Origin of the sequence: Emticicia fluvialis (assembly GCF_024793945.1) — a bacterium.
Taxonomy (GTDB): Bacteria; Bacteroidota; Bacteroidia; order Cytophagales; family Spirosomataceae; genus Emticicia; species Emticicia fluvialis.
This window is the reverse complement of the sequence record NZ_JANUSD010000004.1, coordinates 1-16450: the sequence shown is the minus strand read 5'-3', so window position 1 is coordinate 16450 and position 16450 is coordinate 1. Positions and strand designations below refer to the sequence as shown.

Genomic DNA, 16450 nt, shown 5'->3' with positions numbered 1-16450 from the left:
CCAAGCTCTACATGCAAGATACTATTAAAAAATATGATATTCTGACAATCGGGCGTTCGTCAATTGATTTGTATTCTAACGATATTGGTTCTCCTTTTGTTGATATCAATTCGTTTGGTGCATTTGTTGGCGGCTCGCCTTTAAATATTGCAGTAGGTTGCCAGAGGCTCGGCCTGAAAACCCGTTTTCTGACAGCCGTTGGTAATGACCAGGTTGGTAAATTTATTCTTCATTTTCTGGAAAAAGAAGGTATAGATACCTCCGTCATTCCAACTTTAACAGGCCCGCGAAGTTCGGCAGTTATTCTGGGCATTGAACCTCCGGACAGATTCCCGCTGGTTTATTACCGTGATAATTGTGCCGATATCAACATTAATCTGGAGCATATCCGGCAGGCCGGTATTTCACAATATCGCTCGGTAATGTTTTCAGGTACAGCCTTTAGCAAAGACCCCAGCCGCACAGCCATGTTTTATGCCATTGAAGAGGCAAAAAAGAACAATGCCGTAACTGCACTAGATATTGACTTCAGAGCCGACCAGTGGTTTGATCCACTCGCCTTTGGTGTAACCATCAGAGCCGCCCTGCCTTACATGGACTATGTATTGGGCACTGAAGAAGAGATACTGGCTGCGTTTATGACCGACCCAAAACAATTAGAAATTAAACATCAGCAGATTTCAGCGCCTGAAATCAGAGGTAATATAGACAACGCCATTCAGGAGATTCTGAACAAAGGGGTAAAAACCCTGATAGTAAAACGAGGAGCCGATGGTGCTTCTATTTTTGAACCTGGTAAGGAAGAAGTGAAAGTACCAGGTTTTCCTGTTGAGGTAATTAATGTGCTGGGGGCAGGAGATTCTTTTGCAGCCGGATTTATGTACGGCTACCTGCAAGGCTGGAGTTTGTACAAAGCAGTTCGTATGGCCAACGCCACCGGGGCCATAATGGTAACCAAACATGGGTGCGCCAACTTTATGGCAACACTTGAAGAAGCGATGGCTTTCGCCGACAGCAAAGGAGGTTTATAATAATCAGAAAAATTCTATTAAAACATAATGACAAAATTAAGGAACTATATAAACGGACAGTGGGTAAACAGCAGCTCAGATGCCACACTGAATGTAGTAAACCCTGCCAGCCAGGAGGTAATAGCGCTAGTACCGCAAGGTTCGGTGCAGGATGTGCAACAAGCTGCTGAAGCCGCAGCGAAGGCTTTTCCTGAATGGAGAAACGTTCCGGCGCATCGTCGCGTGCAATATTTGTTCAAGCTGAAAACCCTGCTTGAAGATAACATTGACGACATCTCAAAAACTATAGTATTAGAAAGTGGCAAGACTTTCGGCGAAGCCAAAGCAGAAATGCAGCGTGCTATTGAAAACGTTGAAAACGCCTGCGGCATACCAACTATGATGCAGGGCAGTTTCTCGGAAGATATAGCCAGAGGGGTAGACGAATTCATGATTCGCCAGCCGGTAGGGGTTTGTGCCTGTATTGCACCATTTAATTTTCCGGGTATGATTCCTTTCTGGTTTCTGCCTTATGCCATTGCCTGCGGTAATACTTATATCATTAAACCTTCTGAGAAAGTACCACTTACCATGACCAAAGTTGTAGAACTAATGGAAAAGCTGGACTTGCCGAACGGAGTGGTTAACCTTGTAAATGGTACAAAAGAAGTAGTAGATGGCCTGTTGCAGCATCCGGTTATCAGAGCCATCAGCTTTGTTGGCTCAAGTAATGTAGCGCGCTACGTATATTCGCAAGGGGCCTTGTATGGCAAAAGAGTGCAGGCACAGGGCGGGGCAAAAAACCCGGTACTGGTACTGCCTGATGCCGATATTGAAATGACCACTCAGATTATTACCGACAGTGTATATGGCTGTGCAGGCCAACGCTGCCTGGCGGCGTCGACCATCATTACTGTCGGAGACCACAAAGATATTACCGAGAGTCTGGTTGAAGCCGCCAAAGCACGCACCACCGGTTTTGGACTGGATGATAAAAGCCTGATGGGTCCAGTTATAACCCCTGAAAGCAAAAACCGTATTGAACAGCTGATTCAGCAAAGTGTGCAGGATGGTGGCCGCCTGTTGGTAGACGGCAGCCATGCAAAAGTGGCCGGTTATGAAAACGGTAACTTTATTTTGCCTACCATTATTGAAGATATACCGCTGACCAGCCATGTGGCACAAACCGAAATTTTTGGCCCTGTTATGTCATTAATGCACATCAATGATGTAGACGAGGCTATCCGGTTTATTAATAGCGGCAACTACGGCAATGCGGCCTGTATCTTTACCAGTAGTGGCGCCAGTGCCAGAAAATTCAGACATGATGCAGATGCCGGAAACATCGGTATCAATATTGGCGTAGCGGCTCCAATGGCGCAGTTTCCGTTCTCAGGCTGGAAAGACAGCTTCTTCGGAGACCTGCACGGCCAAGGTATGCACTCGGTTGAGTTCTTTACCCAAACCAAGGTAGTAATTGAACGATGGCTGAAAGAATGGACACGTAAATTCTGATTTTATATTATAAAACTTTACTATTCATATACTTACCTATTAAAACTGAATGAAGAATACCTTAAAAATCGGCATCGTAGGTCTGGGTCGTATCGGGCAAATCCATTTAGCCAATATTGCCACCCGGGTAAAAAACGCAGAAGTAGTTGCTGCTGCCGATATAACCGAGAGTCTGTTAGATTTTGCCAGAAGACATGGCGTTGAGAATGTATCTACCAACCCTGAGTATGTATTGACCCATCCGGATGTAGAGGCCGTGGTTATCTGTACACCTACCCCTACCCATGTGCCTTACACCATACTGGCAGCACAACACGGCAAGCATATTTTTTGTGAAAAACCGCTTGACCTGAGCATTGAACAGATTCTGGTAGCAAAAGAAGCCGTTGAGTTGGCTAACGTTCAGTTAATGCTGGGCTTCAACAGACGATTTGATGCCAATTTTCTGAAAGTAAAAGAAATGGTGCACGAAGGTTTGGTGGGCGACCCTCACATTCTTAAAATAACCAGCCGTGACCCTAACCCGCCGCAAATTGAATATGTAAAGTCTTCGGGCGGACTTTTTCTTGATATGGCCATTCATGATTTTGACATGGCCCGTTATGTAATGAATAGCGAAGTGACCGAGGTTTACGCCAAAGCAAAGGTGCTGGTAGACCCACGCATTGGCGCAGAGGGTGATATCGACACGGCCATTACCACACTAACCTTTGCCAATGGGGCAATAGGTGTTATTGATAACAGCCGAAAAGCCGTTTATGGATACGACCAGCGTATTGAGGTTTTCGGCTCGGGCGGTATGACACAAACCAAGAATAACACACCAGATACCCACGAATACTACAACGACAAAGGTGGTCATTTATCGTTGCCGTTGAATTTCTTTCTTGAAAGATATGCCGAGGCCTATGTAAATGAAATAAATGTGTTTGTTTCTAGCGTTTTGGCAGGCGAAAACGTGCCGGTTAATGCACATGATGGCCTGATGGCCACCGCTATTGCCATGGCTGCCAAGCAATCTTATATGGAAGACAGACCCGTAAAAATAGAAGAGATACTAAGCGCCATTACGGCTTAATTCTGAAGAACACCAATCACCTGATTCACCCCTAAACCTTTACTATTATTCGAATGGAATCTCCCGGCTTGCATACGCTCGATTACGTGGTTTTCTTTTTTTACTTTGTGCTGATAAGTGGCTATGGCTACTGGGTGTATCGTAAAAAAAGCGCTGATAACAACACCGCAAACGGATACTTCCTGGCTGAAGGGTCGCTCACGTTCTGGGCCATTGGGGCATCGCTGATTGCGTCAAACATTTCTGCAGAACACTTTATAGGTATGTCGGGGTCTGGCTTTGCCATTGGCCTCGCCATTTCCTCTTATGAATGGATGTCGGCTGCTACCCTGCTGGTAGTGGCTGTTTTCTTTCTACCCGTGTATCTTAAAAACAAAATATTCACAATGCCGCAGTTTCTGCGCCAGAGATATAATCCGCTGGTAGCCACTACCATGGCCATTTTCTGGTTGTTGCTGTATGTTTTTGTAAACCTTACCTCAATTCTTTATCTGGGTGCTTTGGCGTTGGAAGTAACCGCAGGGGTTAATTTTAATGTGTCAATCGTTGCACTGGCAGTGTTCGCCATTGTTATTACTATTGGTGGCATGAAAGTAATTGGGTATACAGATGTTATTCAGGTAGTGGTGCTGGTGCTAGGTGGTTTAATTACTACTTACCTGGCTATGGATATGGTGGCCAAGCATTTCAACACACCCAATCTTTTAAGTGCGTTTGGTACCTTAAAAACTCAGGCAGACTCGCACTTTCACATGATTCTGCCCAAATCAAGCCCTTATTATAAAGATCTTCCGGGTTTAACTGTAATTATAGGTGCCATGTGGATTAACAACCTCAATTACTGGGGCTGTAACCAATACATTGTGCAGCGTACCTTAGGAGCCGACCTAAAAACGGCCCGTCAGGGTATTGTCTTTGCCGCCTTTCTGAAATTACTGATTCCGTTAATTGTAGTAATACCGGGTATTGCCGCATTTGTGCTGTACCAGAACGGCGTTTTTCAGAAAGAAATGCTCGATGCAGCAGGCGTAGTAAAACCAGACCACGCCTACCCTGTATTGTTGAACCTGCTACCTTCCGGCTTAAAAGGCATTGCCTTTGCGGCTCTTACCGCTGCCATTGTGGCTTCACTGGCCGGTAAAGCCAATAGTATTTCAACCATTTTCTCTTTAGATATTTATAAGATTTATATCAAGCCCGATGCCACAGATAAACACCTGGTTCGGGTGGGCCGCATAGCAGTTTGGGTAGCCATGGGTATAGCCGTGCTTATTGCGCCCCAACTCAGGGTACTAGACCAGGCCTATCAGTTTGTGCAGGAGTATTCCAGCTTTATAACTCCGGGCGTTTTTGCCATTTTCTTTTTAGGTTTATTCTGGAAACGCACCACCGGTACAGCTGCATTGGTTGCTGCTTTGCTGACTATCCCTTTATCGCTGGCTTCTAAAATCTGGTTTGAAGAAATCCCGTTCCTTGACCGCATGGGAATCATATTTCTGATACTCGTAGCCATCATGGTTATTCTTAGCCTGATGTCTAAAAATAAAGACAACTCAAAAGGCATGGATGTAGGTATTCCCAAACCAGACTTTACAGTTGGCTTTATCATTTACAGTGTTATTATTTGCGGTGTTTTAACAGCTTTATACACCGCTTTCTGGTAAGATTGATCTATTTACAATAGGCGAATTGACAGTTTGCCCCACAATTAAATATTATTACAATGCTTCTGACAACCAAAGAGATATTCAGGAAGAGCTATGGCAAATACGGGATTCCGGCCGTAAACGTGTTTTTTATGGAAGAAGTCCACGGCCTCTTTGCAGCTGCCGAAAAAGCCAATGCGCCTTTTATTGTGCAAACCACCCCTTTTGCCCGCGACTACGCGCACCCCAAAATGTTGCTGGCCATGATAGAGGCCGCAGCCAGAATATACCCTAAAGTAGTGTATGCCGTGCACGTAGACCACGGCGTGGAAGACCATATTTACGATGCCATTGACAGCGGAGGCTACACTTCTGTAATGATAGATGCCTCGCACGATGATTTTGATACCAACGTAGCCCGAACACAGGCGGTGGTGGAAAGAGCCCACGCCAAAGGCATTAGCGTAGAAGCAGAGTTGGGTGTATTGGCAGGTATTGAAGATGACCTTATTGTTGAAGCCGGTAAATCTTCGTACACCAACCCTTACGATGTAGAAAGGTTTGTAAATGCGACCGACTGCGACTGCCTGGCCATTGCGGTTGGCACCAGCCACGGCGCCTATAAGTTTAAAGGCAAACAAGGCATTCAATTTTATATTCTGGAAGAAATACAAAGACGCCTGCCGGAGTTTCCGCTGGTATTGCACGGTGGTTCTTCTGTTAACCCTGATGAAATCCGTCGTATTAATAACGCTGGTGGCGCCCTGAAAGATGATGCACAGGGTGTATCAATGGCCGAAATTCAGAAAGCCATAACGTTGGGCGTTTGTAAAATTAACATTGCAACTGATACCCGTTTGCTATGGACAAGGGTAGTAAGAGAGTTTTTCAGAGACACCCCCGACCAGTTTGCTCCTACAACACCGGGTAAAGTGTTAATGGAAGAATACGTAAAATTCATGCTGAATAAATTTGACGATTTTGGCACCACAGGCAAAGGTGTAGATTTTGGAATTAGATAATTGTGCGATAAAAAATAATCACTCAATCACTAATTCACTCAATCACTAATTAATTACAGACATGGCAAATACTATTAAACTAACCGTTGCCCAGGCAACTATAAAATTCTTAAAGAATCAATACATAGAAAGAGACGGCGTTGAGCAACCCTACTTTGGCGGCTGTTTCGGCATTTTCGGACATGGAAACGTAGCCGGATTAGGTCAGGCTTTGCACCAAAATCCTGATTTCAGGTATTATCAGTGTCGAAACGAGCAGTCGATGGTGCATACCGCTGTGGCTTATGCCAAAGTCAAAAACCGCCTGGGCGCTATGGTTTGCACCAGTTCTATCGGGCCGGGCGCTACCAATATGCTTACGGGCGCAGCTTTAGCAACCATCAATCGTCTGCCGGTGCTTTTATTACCCGGCGATATCTTTGCAACCCGAGAACCAAATCCGGTTTTACAACAATTAGAAAGCACTAGCACGCAGGATATTTCGGTAAATGATTGTTTTAAACCGGTTTCTAAATACTGGGACAGAATCAGCAGACCAGAGCAATTGATTTACTCATTACCTGAAGTAATGCGTGTGCTTACCTCTCAGGCAGAAATGGGCACGGTTACCCTTTCTATGCCGCAGGATATTCAGACGCACGCCTACGATTATCCGGAAGAACTGTTCAAAAAGCGAATATGGCACATTGCACGCCCAAGACCAGATAAAACCGCCTTGCAAAAAGCGGCAGAGCTGATTAAAAATGCCAAAGCCCCAGTGATAGTGGCTGGTGGTGGTGCTACTTACAGCGATGCCAATGCAGTTTTGCACCAGTTTGCTACCATAACAGGCATACCCGTAGGCGAAACCTTTGCAGGCAAAGGGGCAGTGCGTTACGATGCTCCTTACGCATTAGGAGGTTTAGGCGCAACCGGCACCAAATATGCCATTGAGATTGCCAATGAAGCCGATGTTGTAATTGGTATAGGTACCCGTTACAGCGACTTCACCACGGCTTCTAAATCTATTTTCCAGAACCCTGAGGTACAATTTATTAACATTAATATTTCTGATTTTGATGCTTTCAAGCATGCTGCCTTGCCTTTGGTAGGCGACGCCAAAGTAACATTGGAAGAACTGGCAGATTTACTCGGTGATTACGAAGTTGAGGCCACATACAGAGAGCGCATTGCCCAAATGAACAAGGCATGGGATGAAGAAGTAACCCAGATTTATGCCGAAGGTAACGGTACTGTGCCGCCAATTGATCAGGCAGTGGTAATAGGCACTCTGAATAGTTTTATGGAAGACCGCGACATCATGATTAATGCCTCTGGCTCTGCTCCAGGCGACTTACATAAACTATGGCGTGCTACAGACCCGAAAAACTTCCACCTGGAATACGGTTACTCAACTATGGGCTATGAAATTGCCGCCGGTTTGGGTGCCAAGATGGCCGATACCTCGCGTGAGATTTATGTTCTGTGCGGCGATGGCGGTTATCTGATGAATAACCACGAGATTATCACTGCCATTCAGGAGGGGTATCGTTTCACAATTTTATTATTAAACAATAATGGGTTTGCCAGCATTGGTGGTTTGTCTGAAAGTATTGGTGGCGAGCGCTTCGGTACAAGATATGTTTATCGCGATGAACACTCTGGCCAGTTGGCTGGTGATTTTCTTCCGGTTGACTTAGCCAAGAATGCAGAAAGCCTGGGTGCAGTTGTTATTAAAGCAACCGATAAGGCCTCTTTAGAAAAAGCGTTGGCAGATTCAAAAACGCAAGACAGGGTAACAGTTATATACATTGAAACCAGCCTTTACAGAACCGTGAAAGGTTATAACGCCTGGTGGGAAGTACCGATTGCAGAGGTGTCGGAGTCTGAAAGCGTTCAAAAGGCGTATGAGACCTACCAAACCAACAAAAAGACCCAGAAAATTTATTTATAAAACCATTAAACGTTGCAGCTCAACGTAATAATCTGTAAAGGCAATGAGTAACAGTAACATAAAATTAGGAGTAGCCCCCATTAACTGGACCAACGACGATTTGCCTGAGTTGGGCGCAGAAAATACATTTGAACAGTGTATCAGCGAAATGGCCCTTGCAGGCTTTGAGGGCTGCGAAGTCGGCAATAAATACCCGCGCGATACAGAAGTGCTTAAAAAAGCGCTGAATCTGCGTAATCTGCAGATTGCCAACCAGTGGTTCAGTTATGAACTCACCACCAGATCGTTACAGGAAAACGTGGTTGAATTCAATAAACTGCTTGATTTTCTAGCAGCAATGGGTTGCACCATTGTAGGTGGTGGAGAAACAGGCAATAGCTGCCAGGGTAAAAATGTGCCTGTTTTTGAAGGTAAAGGCATGCTCCATTCGGCAGCCGACTGGAAAAAATACGGCGAAAATATGAACGAGCTGGGCAAGATAGCATCAGACAGAGGCTTTAAGCTATCTTTTCATCATCACATGGGTACTATTATTCAGACAATTGATGAAACAGATAAATTTCTTGAAAATACCAATCCTGACTACGTGCATCTGAATTATGATTGCGGACACTTTTACTTTGCAGGTGAAGACCCCGTTACAGCACTGAAGAAGTATATTGGTCGTGTAGGCCACGTGCACCTGAAAGACATCCGCCCAAAAGTATTACAGCAGGTTCATGATGAAAAGTGGAGTTTTCTGACGGCTGTTAAAAACGGTGTGTTCACTGTGCCGGGAGATATTGAAGGATGTATTAATTTTCCGGCAATATTCTCTATCTTGCAAGAGAATAACTATAAAGGCTGGGCAATAGTAGAGGCTGAACAAGACCCTGCCAAGGCCAATCCTTTAGAGTATGCCCTGATTGCAAGAAATTACATAAAAAAGAACCTCGGTATATGAGTGGACAGTCTCAAATTACCATTAAAGATATTGCCAGAAAATTCAAATGTTCGCCCTCGACCGTGTCGAGGGCGCTGAATGACCACGACGCCATCAATATTGAAACGCGTAAAACCATTCAGGAATACGCAAAAAAAATGAATTATCAGCGGAATCAGGTTTCGCTAAGCCTTCTCAACAAAAAGACCTACTCCTTAGGTGTAATTATCCCCTCGCTTAAATATAGTAACCTTGAAGCCTCAGTTATTGAGGGGCTTCAGTCTGTATTACAACCGCTGGGATATAGCATCAGTATTTTTATATCGCAGGAAAGCCATGAAATTGAAGCCCAGAATGTTGAGCAGTTGCTGGCAAGCCGGGTAGATGCCATTTTTCTGTCTGTGAGCCAGGAGACCTATAACTTGGGCTTTTACGGGCATTTCGACAAAATCATAAATGCCAACAAAAGTCTGATTTTTATAGACCGCGACTACGAGGGTTTTAAGTCGAGCCGTGTTGTGATTGACGATTACAAAGGCGCCTACATTGCAGTTGAGCACCTGATAAAAATGGGTTGTAAAAGAATTGCCCATCTGAAAGGCCCAAGTGGCACCTCGGTTTCAGAGAAAAGACTTGCCGGTTATCTTGACGCCCTAAAAAACCATAACATACCCATTGATGAAGACCTGATACAAACGGCAGGTTTTCTGTCAGACCGGGCCATTTTTCCTACAAAAACGCTATTAGACAACCCCAATCGGCCTGACGGCATCTTTGCCGTAAACGACCGTGCGGCTATTGGCGCCATCTCGGTTATCCGCTCCGCAGGGTTACAAATTCCCGGTGATATCGCCGTGGTTGGTTTTGATAACGACCCTTCCTCTGCCTATATTACGCCTTCGCTCACCACTATTTCGCAGCCAAGCTTCGAAATTGGCAGAGAAGCCGCCCAACTTTTTCTGAATACACAAAACGTAGAAAAAGATGGGGAAGCAAGATTTGAAAAAATCATACTCCCCCCTGAATTACTTATCCGCGAATCTTCGCTCAAAACCCTGTAAGGCATTTCATTACAAGGTCTCTTTAAATAGTCTCAGCGTTCGTTCCCAGGCAAGTTTCGCAGCTTCGGGGCTATACCGCGTAGGTGCGGTATCATTATTAAAGGCATGATTCGCCCCTTCATATACGTAAAGCTCATATTGGGTACCCGCTGCTTTCAGAGCAGTTTCGTAGGCAGGTATTCCGGCATTCACTCTTTCATCCAATCCACCATAATGCAACTGTAGTCTGGCTTTAATTTTAGGTACATCGGCGGCATCAGCCTGCCTGCCGTAATAGGCAACCGCGGCATTCAGCTTTGGGTCGTGCACAGCCAGTTGATTGGCTAATCCGCCACCCCAGCAAAAACCTACACAAGCAACTTTCCCGATGCTTTCTGGTCTTGCACGCAGGTACTCCAGCCCTTTTAAAAAATTACTAATATTTTTCTGATTATCTAATTTTGCAAACAATGCCCGTGCCTCATCTTCGTTGGGCGGAGTACCCCCAAAAGGCGACAAAGCATCAATAGCCATTGCCAGGTAACCGGCTTTGGCTACACGCCGGGCCACATCTTTTATGTGCGGATTTAACCCTCTGTTTTCATGAATAACCACCACGGCACCTAGCTTACTATTGGTTGCTTTAGGTTTTGCCATATAACCCCTCATAGTGGCATCTTCGCCGGTGTAGGTAATATTTTCAATTATTAAATCTTCTTCATTTTCACTCACGGTGGCAGCGTGTCCATAGTTTACCTCCAGCAATGGCAATACGGCCAAAGCCGCGGCAGTGCTGCCAGTCAGTTTTGCCAGGCGCTTCATAAAAACCTCACGGCTAAGGGGCTTGTGGGTGTATTCATCAAACAAATTAATAATCTCCTGATTCATAAAAGTTTTGTTTAATTTTTGAATTGAATAAAGTCAATCTGAAGTAAAAACTGAATCACAATCGGATTCGGTACGTGTGGAAGAAAGTCAATAGCACTGTAATCAAAATTACAAAAAAGAAGCTTGTCGCAAAGCAACAAGCCTTTTTATTAACCTAATTTTATATTAAAAATCTTTATCCTGTTTTTAAGAAAAAGACACGGAAAATCTCATTAAAAAGTATCACACTCAGTTGGCCCACGCCATCTGATTTCTTATAAAGACGCAAAAATACTTAAACAGGTTTCAACTGAATTAAGTTTTAATAACTATTTAATTTTTTTGAAAGTTGATTTACTCTTAACTCTGGGACAAAAAAAATAACATTAAGTGTATGTTCAAACACATATTATACCATTGGGCAGATTTGGTCGACAAGTGAGCAATTTTATCGAGTTTTTTTTACAGTAGGTCGTTTATTGTGGCTCAACTATATAAAAGGATGCGCTAAAGCAGGCAATTGCGTTTGATAATTAATGAATAAGCATTTATTTCGTTTAAATTTTAGCAAAATAACATGCCCTTTCAGTCTTTTGTACAACGTCATCGAATCCTGATAGTCCATCTGGCTTTTTGGTGTGCTTATTTCTCATTTTTCTTTTACCAGATCAGTTTTCAGGACGACGAACAAGGGAGTTATCTGCGCCTGCTGGCCGATGCCATAGCGCATGTGTCGGTTATTGCTGCAGCCAGTTATATGAATTACTTTTACTTTTTGCCGCGGTTTCTGAAACATAAAAACTTCTGGCGTTATATCATTGAGTTTATTATTCCGTTTATATTTCTGCATATTTTTCTGATTTACATTAAACGAGAAATTTATGCCGATAGCGGCGACATCCGCAGAATTGAGGTAGTCAATAGCTCAAAGTTTTTTGTAAAGAGTTTTATCAGCGCCATATTCATAGTTATTTTTGTTGGTATGCTTAAGTTTCTGGAAGACTGGTTTAAACTGGAAGGCCAGAAAAAAGAGGTAGAAAATGAAAAACTGGTTACCGAATTAAGGTTTTTAAAAGCACAGATCAACCCTCACTTCTTGTTCAACACGCTTAATAATCTTTATTCACTGGCTTTTTCAAATTCGCCTAATACAACTGAGGTTATAGCTAAATTATCAAAAATGATGCGGTATATGTTGTATGACTCCAACCATGCACAGGTGCCGCTCACCAAAGAAATAGAATATATAGAAAACTATATCAGCCTTGAAAAACTCAGGCTAAACCAGCAGATACCTATTGATTTTATTGTTGAAGGCAACACAAGCCAGGTTATGATTGTACCTTTGGTATTGATTACTTTCCTTGAAAATGCTTTTAAACATGGCGTAAACGGCAACGACCCGAGCTCATGGGTAAAAGTATTATTACAAATTGAAGGGAATACCTGCATTTATACCGTTGAAAACAGCAGGCTGCATTCCATTAATACAATAAAGGAGAGTTCTGGCATTGGCCTGCAGAATCTGAGAAGGCGCCTTGAGTTGAGTTACCCGGGCAAGCATAAGCTAAGTGTTGAAAATAAAAACAAAATGCATAGTATTCAGCTAAAGATTGATTTGTGATGACAATTAGGTGCATAATAGTAGAAGACGAACCCCTTGCCCGGCACTTGCTGGAGCAATATGTACAAAAAATTTCTTACCTGGAGCTAGTGCAGTCTTTTGCCAGCCCTCTGGAAGCGCTTGCTTTTTTGAGAGGTAATACCATTGATTTACTGATTTCTGATATTCAGATGCCGGAGCTGACCGGCATAAGCCTTTTGAAAGTACTACCTGTAAAACCGTTGATAATACTCACGACGGCGTATCCGGAGTATGCGCTGGAAGGTTATGAGCTTGATGTAATGGATTACTTGCTGAAACCCGTAACCTTTGAAAGATTTTTGCAGGCAATTGAAAAAGCCGAAAACCGGCTGCAAACCGCCAGACTTACCGTGCCGGACAATACACCCACTACCCGGCAGTTTATTTTTGTTAAAGACAGAACCAAACTGGTAAAAATAAAACTAAGCGAAATTGTGTATGTAGAAGGTCTTAAAGACTATATAATTATTTATACGAAAGACAAACGAATTGTACCGCTTCAAACGCTGAAATCGTTTGAGAGCCAATTACCGGCCGACCAGTTTATTCGTATTCATAATTCATATATTGTGTCTTTTGATGCCATTGAGGCCATAGAAAAAGAAAAAGTGCAGATTCTACCCGTTTTATACCAGACAGGCAGCCCTGCCCGTAGCTTTCTGCCTATTAGTGATACCTACCGAAAAGCCTTTAAGGAGTTTATAGAAAAAAAAGCAGGCTAAAGAATGGGCTGCATGCTGATAATCTGGCTTGAAGTATCTGCCGGTGTCAGTTTTTTTCTGTTAAGTAATGAGTCTTGTCTGGCGGCTTTTCTTTCCAGTGCCAGGTCAATTGTCGGGCCGAGCAAATTCACCAGATACTTTACGTTGTCAGTCTGAATAAAATCCGGGTTCTTCTGCACTGCATCCCGGTTTTCTTGTTCGCTCCGGGCATCCCACACCGCTACTCTTACACCTGCCTCATGCGCCACTTTCACGTCTTCGGCCGAAATCTGATTGGTAGAAACCGTTATACCATACAACTCCATTGATTTGGCAATAGCCAGCCCTTCATTAAAATCGTCAGGATAAATAAACAGCTTGTAGCGGACAGCCCTCTGCTGTATAATACCAAGAAAGTTCTTATCGTTCGACTCAATACAAATTCTGCGCTGCAACCCATACTTTTCGGCAATGGCAATAATGGCATCAGCAAACCTGGCAAAATAGGCATCATCGGCTGTTGTTTCTCTGTACAACTTGCAGTCAAATGTAAATTTATAATTTTCTACGTTTTCAATGTTACTAAAAATCTGGTCGAGCGACACCAGTGCATACCTCATATACGGCGTTTCATTATAGTATCCATTCCTGAGTTCTTCCCAGGTATGGGCATTAACAACCCCTTGCAGATTAGTCTTTACCGATAAGTCAAAATCATGAAAAGCCACCAATACTCCGTCGCTTGTCATTTGCACATCTATTTCAGAACCGTCACTCCCCAGATTTATACAGTTAATTATTGACTCAAAGGTATTCATTGGATAAGTAGACCCAATCCCCATGCCTCCGTGGCCTAAAACCGTAATCATGTCACGGTTCAGGTTGTCAATTTCAAAAATAACGTGGTCGTCCTTACATGAAACAAGGTTCAGCATGAACAGCATTGTGCAGATTTTCTTCATAACCTTAAGTTTGGGTGTCAGAAAGCATAACCAAAAGATACGCCATACCAGTTTTTGAAAAGTCTGTCTCTTGAAATTATCGGGTTATAGTTAACCCTGAAAACGAGGCCTCCGGCGTTTTTCTGATAGCGGTATCCGATATTAAAATTAGAACTGACAGAATTCTCTCTCATCACTTTAAAATTCACAGGGCTGGCCTTAACAATACTTGTAATTGTCTGGCCCAAACCTATCTCAAAGTGATGCACATAACCATAATAGGCATTAAAAGCCAAGGGGATGGTGATATCAGGATTCAGATTAGTTTCAAAATCTCTGAGGCGGTAAGTGCCGGCCCCAAGCCTTACACCCACATGCCATTGCTTTTTATTGAAAAGTAAACGCTCATAATTAATTGACCCATAGCCGCCCATGCCGAGGGCCTCTATATAAAAAGCATTCGATGCGCTTTTTCTGGTTGAAAACTGTGCCGTGGCAGATTTATAAAAAAAAATCAAAAGACATAACGTTGTAAATAGAGGATATTTCATGCCTTATGCTTATAAGGTTGTACGGATTTTAAAAAACACAACAATCGTAGCATCAAGATAGACGTACCAATTGCCTGCTGAGGTTGCACATACTACCAGCTTATAAAGGACAATTGTTATAAAATACGGTGGCTAAAGATTGCGTTTTACTAAAAACTCTTAATTTTGTATTCTTTAAAACCTTATTCTATGATGTCTAGCGCTTCAAAAACCATAAATTTCGCTCTCTTTCTGGTTGTTTTTTTATTGTTCTCTGCTTCTTATGCTGAAGCACAGTATTATCCGGGGTACGGACGAAACTCGGGATATGGTGGCGGATTTAGCAGATTCGGCAATGATTTTGATAATCCCAAACCTAAGGCTCCGCTTGACCCTGACGAAGTGGCCAAAGAAGAAACCAAATGGATGGTAAAAAAGCTGAAATTAACAGAAGAGCAGGAAGTTCTGGTATCGTCGCTGAATGAAGACTATGCTTATCAGAGAAAGGATATGTATGAGCGGATAAAAAAAGATTTTGGGCAAACCAAACCCACCCCGCAGCAAATAATAGATGCCAAAGCCAAAATGGCTGCACTTGACGAAAAACAGAACAAAGAGTTAGAGAAAATACTTACGCCCGAACAGTATAAGGCTTACATCGACAAAAAAGAAGATGTAAAGAAAAAATCGAGACAGTAAAGACAGCCATATAAAGTGTACGTAATGTGAATAGATGTGCTTCAGCCTTGCCATAAAAAATAGCCGAATTATAAGGAATTGCATCATGATGATTGTTATTCCTGTCTGGTTGCCAATGGCTGAATCTTTTGCCCAAAGTACTCTTGAATTACCTGATTCGGTACTTGTTAAGCCAACCGAAGCCCCAAGAAAAAGTGTGGGATTTGCGCTTAACTGGGACGCCCGCAACTCAATTATCAAACAGCAGCGGGTAAATATATGGGGTGTTAATTCCGGAATTATATTCGGAAAAAAAAGAAATCAGGTTACAGTTGGTTATTACTGGCTCAATTTCAACTCTTATCTACGCCTGCTGGATTTTCGCCGAACAGCTTCCAGAAGAGTTAATCTCGACTACTACACCAAAACAGACCTATACTTTTTCAGCCTGATGTACTGGAAAAACTTTATCGAAAACAAGCGGTGGAGAGTAAGTATGCCGGTTGAAGTTGGCATAGGCGCTACCAAAAATCAAGGTACAAATTTGTTTACGGAGATACAGATATGGAACCGGAAAGATTTTTTCATGCCGGTTCAGACTGGTTTATATGCCAAATGGAAAGCCACACGTTGGGTGGGTATATCAGTTCAGGCCGGGTACCGGTATGCGCTTGTTTCAAGAAACATTCAAAACAACTACAATGGGCTGTATTATAGCCTGGGGCTGGGCTTTCAGCCCGATTTATTCTCAGATATTTATCAGTGGATTTTTGTTAAAAAAACTACAAAAGCAGAATAGGGATCAAGGCTAAAACCTGTGGGGTAGTTATATCTAAGCATAGATTTGGGTAAGTCTATATAAAAAGAATGGGATGTTTTTCACACCTCTGAATTGGCTTCTGAAAGCCTTTACCTTGGCATT

The 16450-nt window shown here is 43.1% G+C and carries 15 protein-coding genes; 12 read left to right on the top strand and 3 right to left on the bottom strand.

Translation table 11 applies throughout. From position 1 onward, the window contains the following. Positions 1-11 precede the first annotated feature (11 nt). The 8 genes from iolC to NZ848_RS05535 all read left to right on the top strand — a co-directional run bounded on the left by iolC (position 12) and on the right by NZ848_RS05535 (position 10187). A complete protein-coding gene (gene iolC, locus NZ848_RS05570) occupies positions 12-1031 on the top strand; it encodes a 5-dehydro-2-deoxygluconokinase (protein ID WP_259014692.1) in 1020 nt (339 codons plus the stop codon). Between the two features lie 27 nt (positions 1032-1058). Continuing rightward, positions 1059-2525: a CoA-acylating methylmalonate-semialdehyde dehydrogenase gene (locus NZ848_RS05565; RefSeq protein WP_259014691.1), complete on the top strand. Its 1467-nt coding sequence runs from the start codon at positions 1059-1061 to the stop codon at positions 2523-2525. 49 nt (positions 2526-2574) lie between these two features. Next, positions 2575-3603: an inositol 2-dehydrogenase gene (gene iolG / locus NZ848_RS05560; protein WP_253534342.1), complete on the top strand. Its 1029-nt coding sequence runs from the start codon at positions 2575-2577 to the stop codon at positions 3601-3603. A gap of 53 nt (positions 3604-3656) precedes the next feature. Beyond that, positions 3657-5267 carry a sodium/sugar symporter gene (locus NZ848_RS05555; protein ID WP_259014690.1) on the top strand — a complete coding sequence of 537 codons (1611 nt, stop codon included), beginning with the start codon at positions 3657-3659 and terminating at the stop codon, positions 5265-5267. Positions 5268-5326: 59 nt separating this feature from the next. After that, complete coding sequence (locus NZ848_RS05550) at positions 5327-6271, top strand: class II fructose-bisphosphate aldolase (protein WP_259014689.1); 945 nt, start codon at positions 5327-5329, stop codon at positions 6269-6271. Between the two features lie 61 nt (positions 6272-6332). Further along, positions 6333-8204, top strand: coding sequence for a 3D-(3,5/4)-trihydroxycyclohexane-1,2-dione acylhydrolase (decyclizing) (gene iolD, locus NZ848_RS05545; protein ID WP_259014688.1), 1872 nt, complete (start codon positions 6333-6335; stop codon positions 8202-8204). Between the two features lie 43 nt (positions 8205-8247). Further along, positions 8248-9147, top strand: a complete 900-nt coding sequence (gene iolE, locus NZ848_RS05540) for a myo-inosose-2 dehydratase (protein ID WP_259014686.1) — start codon at positions 8248-8250, stop codon at positions 9145-9147. Next, a complete protein-coding gene (locus NZ848_RS05535) occupies positions 9144-10187 on the top strand; it encodes a LacI family DNA-binding transcriptional regulator (RefSeq protein ID WP_259014685.1) in 1044 nt (347 codons plus the stop codon). The genes iolE and NZ848_RS05535 overlap by 4 nt, the downstream gene beginning before the upstream one ends. 9 nt (positions 10188-10196) lie before the next feature. Here the strand turns inward: NZ848_RS05535 and NZ848_RS05530 are convergent, their stop codons facing one another. After that, positions 10197-11054, bottom strand: coding sequence for a dienelactone hydrolase family protein (locus NZ848_RS05530; protein WP_259014684.1), 858 nt, complete (start codon positions 11052-11054; stop codon positions 10197-10199). A gap of 556 nt (positions 11055-11610) precedes the next feature. On the opposite strand from NZ848_RS05530, the gene NZ848_RS05525 reads away from it, so the two are divergent. Both NZ848_RS05525 and NZ848_RS05520 read left to right on the top strand, forming a co-directional pair. Continuing rightward, the gene (locus NZ848_RS05525; protein WP_259014683.1) at positions 11611-12657 is read left to right on the top strand and encodes a sensor histidine kinase; all 1047 of its coding nucleotides are present in this window, start codon (positions 11611-11613) and stop codon (positions 12655-12657) included. Continuing rightward, a complete protein-coding gene (locus NZ848_RS05520; protein WP_253534327.1) occupies positions 12657-13400 on the top strand; it encodes a LytR/AlgR family response regulator transcription factor in 744 nt (247 codons plus the stop codon). Before NZ848_RS05525 ends, NZ848_RS05520 begins: the two co-directional genes overlap by 1 nt. Here NZ848_RS05520 and NZ848_RS05515 read toward each other — a convergent pair. Continuing rightward, entirely contained in the window at positions 13397-14341 is a 945-nt protein-coding gene (locus tag NZ848_RS05515; protein ID WP_259014682.1) for a glycerophosphodiester phosphodiesterase, read from the bottom strand. The genes NZ848_RS05520 and NZ848_RS05515 overlap by 4 nt on opposite strands. 17 nt (positions 14342-14358) lie before the next feature. Then, positions 14359-14838 (bottom strand): hypothetical protein, encoded by a 480-nt coding sequence (locus NZ848_RS05510; RefSeq protein ID WP_259014681.1) that lies wholly within the window; start codon positions 14836-14838, stop codon positions 14359-14361. 222 nt (positions 14839-15060) lie between these two features. Between NZ848_RS05510 and NZ848_RS05505 the strand changes: the two genes are divergently transcribed. Both NZ848_RS05505 and NZ848_RS05500 read left to right on the top strand, forming a co-directional pair. Then, positions 15061-15549 (top strand): DUF4890 domain-containing protein, encoded by a 489-nt coding sequence (locus tag NZ848_RS05505; RefSeq protein ID WP_259014680.1) that lies wholly within the window; start codon positions 15061-15063, stop codon positions 15547-15549. An 85-nt stretch (positions 15550-15634) separates the two neighbouring features. Then, positions 15635-16327 carry a hypothetical protein gene (locus tag NZ848_RS05500; protein WP_253534323.1) on the top strand — a complete coding sequence of 231 codons (693 nt, stop codon included), beginning with the start codon at positions 15635-15637 and terminating at the stop codon, positions 16325-16327. The last annotated feature ends 123 nt before the right edge of the window (positions 16328-16450 follow it).

Excerpts from the sequence above, each read along its gene's own strand:
- iolE (WP_259014686.1), top strand. The coding sequence starts at position 8,248 with ATGAGTAACAGTAACATAAAATTAGGAGTAGCCCCCATTAACTGGACC.
- iolG (WP_253534342.1), top strand. The coding sequence starts at position 2,575 with ATGAAGAATACCTTAAAAATCGGCATCGTAGGTCTGGGTCGTATCGGG.
- NZ848_RS05500 (WP_253534323.1), top strand. The coding sequence starts at position 15,635 with ATGATGATTGTTATTCCTGTCTGGTTGCCAATGGCTGAATCTTTTGCC.
- NZ848_RS05505 (WP_259014680.1), top strand. The coding sequence starts at position 15,061 with ATGATGTCTAGCGCTTCAAAAACCATAAATTTCGCTCTCTTTCTGGTT.
- NZ848_RS05515 (WP_259014682.1), bottom strand. The coding sequence starts at position 14,341 with ATGAAGAAAATCTGCACAATGCTGTTCATGCTGAACCTTGTTTCATGT.
- NZ848_RS05520 (WP_253534327.1), top strand. The coding sequence starts at position 12,657 with ATGACAATTAGGTGCATAATAGTAGAAGACGAACCCCTTGCCCGGCAC.
- NZ848_RS05550 (WP_259014689.1), top strand. The coding sequence starts at position 5,327 with ATGCTTCTGACAACCAAAGAGATATTCAGGAAGAGCTATGGCAAATAC.
- iolD (WP_259014688.1), top strand. The coding sequence starts at position 6,333 with ATGGCAAATACTATTAAACTAACCGTTGCCCAGGCAACTATAAAATTC.
- NZ848_RS05565 (WP_259014691.1), top strand. The coding sequence starts at position 1,059 with ATGACAAAATTAAGGAACTATATAAACGGACAGTGGGTAAACAGCAGC.
- NZ848_RS05535 (WP_259014685.1), top strand. The coding sequence starts at position 9,144 with ATGAGTGGACAGTCTCAAATTACCATTAAAGATATTGCCAGAAAATTC.
- NZ848_RS05555 (WP_259014690.1), top strand. The coding sequence starts at position 3,657 with ATGGAATCTCCCGGCTTGCATACGCTCGATTACGTGGTTTTCTTTTTT.
- NZ848_RS05525 (WP_259014683.1), top strand. The coding sequence starts at position 11,611 with ATGCCCTTTCAGTCTTTTGTACAACGTCATCGAATCCTGATAGTCCAT.
- NZ848_RS05530 (WP_259014684.1), bottom strand. The coding sequence starts at position 11,054 with ATGAATCAGGAGATTATTAATTTGTTTGATGAATACACCCACAAGCCC.
- iolC (WP_259014692.1), top strand. The coding sequence starts at position 12 with ATGCAAGATACTATTAAAAAATATGATATTCTGACAATCGGGCGTTCG.